The following is a 5,950-nucleotide window of genomic DNA, read 5'->3' on the forward strand; positions in this document are numbered from 1 at the left end:
TAATGAAAGCGTATTGATAAACCCTAGAGGACAAGTTTTTCATCCAAGGATAAAGAGGTTTTGTGTGATTAGTAAAAACTTCCCTGAGCTTACGAGCATTAGGCTTATAACCATCCTTATATGCTGCATTCCACAAACTTAAACCCCAATTATAACACCATCTGCTATAGCCTGCGTGTTGAGCCATCAGAGTTTTCTGCTTATTATTTAATTTGAGTTTGGTTCTAATGGATTTCATGTACGGGTGAGCGCTGCCTGTATAAAAGTATGCTTAAATACGTATTATATCGTTATTCTTTGATTAAGTCAATGCTCTATTCTATCTAATTTCTTTCAATTAGGTAATATGCAATTATTAATATGAGCATCACTAAAATTAGTACCACTTAAATTCGCGTCACTGAAATTAACACCATTGAGATTTGCACAACTAAGATTCGCGCGACTAAGATTAGCCCCAATCAGATTAGCATCCTTAAGATTAGCATGACTGAGGTTAGCATAACTCAAGTTAACCCCACTAAGATCAATACCATCCAAATTAACACTCCACAAATCAGCTCCCATCAAATTAGCACCACTGAGATTAACATCACTTAAATAAGTATGCCAAAGATGGGCACGATTAAGATCGCTTCCACTCAGGTTAGCACCCTTGAGGTTAGCACCACTAAGATTCACACCACCCAAGTTAGCATTGCTAATATTGGCATTTTCTAGGTTAGCGTCCCACAAATGTGCTACTCGTAGACTAGCACCACAGAGATTAGCATTGCTCAGGTTAGCACTATTGAGATCGACACGATTTAGTTGAGCATTACTGAGGTCATTACCTTGTAAGTTTCTTCCTTGTATTTTGTGATTAACAATGTGCCAAACTATATACCATTTTTGGTCAAGTCTAGTTATTTCACTGAGTTTTACACCCTTAAGTTGAGCATGACTAAGATCGATATTTTCTAGACGAGCATGACTAAGGTCAGCATTACTTAAATCTACTCCCTTAAGAATAGCACCTGTTAGATCAGTATTACGAAGATTGGCATAACAGAGTTGAGCATTAGTGAGATTAACATTGGTGAGATTAGCTGTACTCAGATCGACTTGGTTCATTTTAGCGCTATTAAGTTGAGCATGGCAAAACTTAGCAGCACTCAGATGAGCATTTGTCAGGTTGGCATTACTCAAGTTGGCGTTACTCAGGTCAGCAGCACTGAGGTCAGCAGCAGTTAGGTTGGCATCCCTCAAGTCAGCATCCTTAAAGTCAGCAGCAGTCAGGTTGGCACCGCTCATTTCAGCATAGTTGAGTTGAGCTGACATTAAATTAGCTACACTCAAGTTTGCCTCCTCTAAATAAGCTCCAATTAAGTTAGCTCCTTTCAAGTTAGCGTTACAAAGATTGACTCTTCTGAGATTTGAGTGACTGTGGTACTTGCTATCAATATTTGGGATTTGGCAATAAACAAAATTGCAATCGCACATACCCAAATTCGCTCCTTCTAAGTTAGCACTCCGGAGATTAATATTGCCGAGGTCAGCACCTCGAAGGTCAGAACGACTGAGGTTGACTCCTTTAAGATTATTATTTATAGGTTGCTGGTTAACAATTTTCCAGACCAAATGCCATTTATGGTCTATTTTTGTCAAATAATTTATTTTTGTTTCTCGGAGGTTAATGTAGTTAAGATTAGCACCACTGAGATTGGCATTACTGAGGTCGGCACCACTGAGATTGGCATTACTAAGGTCAGCATCACTCAAATTTACACCAGTTAAATTAGTATTACTACAGTCAGTATTCTTAAGATTAATATTTATAAGTTTGGCAGCACTAAAGTTACTTCCATTAAGGTTAGAATTACTCAAATTCACTTTTCTAAGTTGAGCGCCACTGAAGTTAGAATTACTCAGATTTACACCTTCAAGGTCGATGCTAGTCAGATGAATATTTCTCAAGTCTTTACCAATAGCTTGCTGATTAACTATTTCCCATACTAATAACCATTTACGATCGAATTTTGTTTCCTTATTTAGTTTAGTACCCTTGAGATTTGTACCTCTAAATTTACTACCTCTTAAGTCTGCACTATGAAGATTTGCATTAGTTAAATTAGCATTATTTAGGTTAGCAAGGCTTAAGTCTGTACCACTAAGGTTTGCATTAGTTAAATTAGCATTAGTTAGGTTAACACCCCTGAGTTTGCCAAGGCTAAGATTAGCATTTTCAAGATTAGTATTTTTTAGGTTAGCATCCTTCAAGTTAGCACCTCTTAAGTTAGCTTCTGTGAGGTCAGCATCTCTAAGATGAATACTATTTAAATCGGCATTTTTTAAATAAGCAAAACTAAAATTTATACCTTGTAGGTCTAAGCCATTAAGGGTGACTCCCCTCATGTTAGCTCGGATAAAATTCCGTTTTCCTGTAGCGTATAGCTCTAGTAGTTTAGATACATCCCAAGTATATTGGGACAATGCTAATTTAGCTTTAGGTTGTTGTTGTTCTAGGAGTATTGAATATGCGGCCCATTGTACTTCTATTGACTTGTCTTGCAAGGCCATGAGTAATAAATCTAGTCCTAAATCTCCGTATTTGAGGGTTTCATAAACTGCTGCTATTCTCAATTGTACTTCACCATATAATACACATTCTTTGACTGCTTCAAGGTTATTGAGAATAGGGGTAGTAGATGGAGAAGATGATTTCGCAAAGGTAGTATCCAACGGACTTATTTGATTCAAGTTATTACTCATTGTCCTCACCCTGATATATATATGAAATAACTTTAACTGAAAATCAAATTTTTTACATATTCAACGAGTAGTTTTTTAAGGTTGACCGAATAATGAATAATTAATAATGAACAATTAATAATGAATAATTAATAATTAAGAGTTGATAGTTGATAGTTGATAATTAATAATTATTTATTTGGTTAAAACCGTTACGGAATTGAATGTCAGGAGATATTATTTCTTCTCTTGGTCGATTGGATATGGCGAGGATACTTCGCCATCCCACCCTTCGGGAAGCTCCGCTTTATATGTTGCGTAGCAAAACGACCGCTTTTTTTCCCTTAAAAGGGGAGGTTTTAAACCAGAATTATTTAATTATTAATAATTCGGTAATTATTAATTTTTAATTGCTGAAAGAGTATTTATATTTTAAAAATTGGAGAAAATTAATTATTCTTTTTTATCAACTATTTGAATGTTTAATAAAATCATAAATAATTGGTAAGCATTCAGCTATTAGCATTTCCTACGGAATGCTCCGCAAACAGCTATCAGCTTTTATTTGAGTCAAGCAAAGACTAAGGTTAGCTGACAGAAATATTTCATTTCCTGCGGAATGCTACGCAAACATATTTCACTCCTTGGCGACTAATTCCTTCTTCCAAGATAATGAGTTAATAATTCATAGCTGATCGCTGATAGCTGACGGCTGAATGCTTACAATAATTGATGCTAAACAAAATTATTAGATAGAGTATAATGTAAATTACGGAATAGACTCAATTGCTGTATTTTATCTAAGTAAAATAGTAAAAATTATAGGAGGAATAATATAATATTGGTTGTACATTATAATGAAAAATTAATAATGAATAATTAATAATTAAGAGCTGATAGTTAATAATTATTAAAAATTAATAATTACCGAAGGATTAATTTTTAATTACTGAAAGAGTATTTATCTTTGAAAAATTGGAGAAAATTAATTATTTTTTTAATCAACTATTTGAATGTTTAATAAAGTTATAAATAATTGATACCAAACAAAAATATTAGATAGAGTATAATGTAAATTACGGAATATAATCAATAGCTAATTAATTATTAATTGTTTAACAGTTAGGATAATTAAAAATATGAAAACTAAAACTTTACCCCTAATAAAAGACTCAGAAAGTTTAGAAAATCGGCTCAAAGAAATTCCCCAAACTCCGGGAGTTTATTTAATGCGCGATAGTAGCGATCGCATCCTTTATATTGGTAAATCAAAAAAGCTGAGAAATCGAGTCCGCTCCTATTTTCGAGAAAGCAAAAACCACAGTCATCGTATTAATTTAATGGTGCAACAAGTGGTAGAAATTGAATTTATTGTCACAGATACAGAAGCAGAAGCTTTAGCATTAGAAGCTAATCTTGTTAAACAGCATCAACCATATTTTAATGTCTTACTCAAAGATGATAAAAAATATCCATATTTATGTATAACTTGGTCAGAAGATTATCCCAGAGTTTTTATTACTAGAAAACGACGATTAGGTAAACCTCAAGACCGCTATTACGGTCCTTATGTAGATACCAGACTTTTAAGAAATACCTTACATTTAGTCAAACAAATTTTTCCTCTACGCCAACGACCAAAATCTTTATTTAAAGACCGCCCTTGTCTAAATTATGATATTGGTCGCTGTCCGGGAGTTTGTCAGGCATTAATAACACCAGATGAATATCATAAAATTGTGCAAAAAGTCGCAATGATTTTTCAAGGCAGAACAGGAGAATTAATTGATATATTAAATACTCAAATGGCAAAAGAATCAGAAGCTTTAAATTTTGAAAAAGCTGCAATTATTCGCGACCAAATTAGAGGTTTAGACTCTCTAAATGCCGACCAAAAAGTTTATTTGCCAGACGATCGAGTTTCCAGAGATGCAATAGCCTTAGCTGGCAATGATAAATTTGCTTGCGTTCAATTATTCCAAATTCGAGCAGGTAAATTAGTAGGTAGATTAGGATTTATTGCTGAAACACCTAATTTAGTAACTCAAGAAAGTAGAGAATTAGGAGCAATTTTACAGCGGGTTTTAGAATCACATTATCAAACAGTAGAATCTGTAGAAATTCCTGTAGAAATTGTTGTGCAATATGAATTACTAGAAAGTGAATTTTTGGCAAGTTGGTTAACAGAAAGAAAAGGTAAAAAAGTAGAAATTTTCGTGCCTCAACGCCAGGGAAAAGCAGAATTAATAGAAATGGTAAAAAAGAACGCTGAATATGAATTGGCACGGTTAAATAAAATGAGCGATCGCAACACCGCAGCAATGACAGATTTAGCAGAAATATTAGATATGCCAGAATTACCCCACCGTATTGAAGGTTATGATATTTCTCACATTCAAGGTTCCGATGCAGTAGCATCGCGAGTCGTTTTTATTGACGGTTTGCCAGCAAAACAACATTATCGACACTACAAAATTAAAAACCCAGAAGTACATTCTGGTCATTCTGATGACTTTGCTAGTATGGCAGAAGTCATTCAAAGACGGTTTCGCGACTATGAAAAACAACCCACTACAGAGAAACCAGACTTAATAATGATAGACGGTGGAAAAGGGCAACTTTCAGCAGTGATGACAGTTATCCAAGAGATGGAACTATTAGAAGAAGTGCGAGTAGTAAGTTTAGCAAAGCAACGAGAGGAGATTTTTTTACCTAGGGAGTCCCTACCATTAAAAACTAATGCGGAACAACCAGGAGTACAGTTATTGCGGAGGTTGAGAGATGAAGCGCATCGGTTTGCCGTAAGTTTCCATAGAGATAAAAGAAGTCAAAGAATGAAGCGATCGCGCCTAGATGAGATTCCTGGTTTGGGACATCATCGACAAAAATTGTTATTGGGGCATTTTCATTCTGTTGATTATATTAGAATGGCAACAGTGCAACAGTTGGCAGAGGTATCGGGAGTCGGACCGAAGTTGGCGCAGCAAATTTATGATTATTTTCATCCTTCTTAGAACCAGGAGACAGGAGACAGGAGTCAGGAGTCAGGAGAAATGGGAATGAGCGAAGAGGTTTGAGATTAGATCGGTAAGAGCTAATTCTTAAGCTGTCCACAATTTTGATTTGCTGGAACAGCTTCTGCTATTTTTTTCGGGTTCGATAAATTTAGACTGGCCATAAGTTGAATAAAATCCAGGCGATCGCGACCCACAAAACGCTG

3 protein-coding genes are annotated in these 5,950 nt (G+C 35.1%); 1 reads left to right on the plus strand and 2 read right to left on the minus strand.

Going from position 1 to position 5,950, the window contains the following annotated elements; all coding sequences use genetic code 11:
* On the minus strand, window positions 1–238 hold a 238-nt coding region (locus tag F6K54_RS38805), incomplete at its 3' end, for a helix-turn-helix domain-containing protein (RefSeq protein ID WP_375342031.1).
* A gap of 95 nt (window positions 239–333) precedes the next feature.
* The gene (locus F6K54_RS38810) at window positions 334–2,751 is read right to left on the minus strand and encodes a pentapeptide repeat-containing protein (RefSeq protein WP_293089484.1); all 2,418 of its coding nucleotides are present in this window, start codon (window positions 2,749–2,751) and stop codon (window positions 334–336) included.
* Window positions 2,752–3,869: 1,118 nt separating this feature from the next.
* On the opposite strand from F6K54_RS38810, the gene uvrC reads away from it, so the two are divergent.
* A complete protein-coding gene (gene uvrC, locus F6K54_RS38815; RefSeq protein ID WP_293089486.1) occupies window positions 3,870–5,744 on the plus strand; it encodes an excinuclease ABC subunit UvrC in 1,875 nt (624 codons plus the stop codon).
* Window positions 5,745–5,950 lie beyond the last annotated feature (206 nt).

It is taken from the genome of Okeania sp. SIO3B5, assembly GCF_010692555.1.
In the GTDB taxonomy this organism is placed as follows: domain Bacteria; phylum Cyanobacteriota; class Cyanobacteriia; order Cyanobacteriales; family Microcoleaceae; genus Okeania.

Excerpts from the sequence above, each read along its gene's own strand:
- F6K54_RS38810 (WP_293089484.1), bottom strand. The coding sequence starts at position 2,751 with ATGAGTAATAACTTGAATCAAATAAGTCCGTTGGATACTACCTTTGCG.
- uvrC (WP_293089486.1), top strand. The coding sequence starts at position 3,870 with ATGAAAACTAAAACTTTACCCCTAATAAAAGACTCAGAAAGTTTAGAA.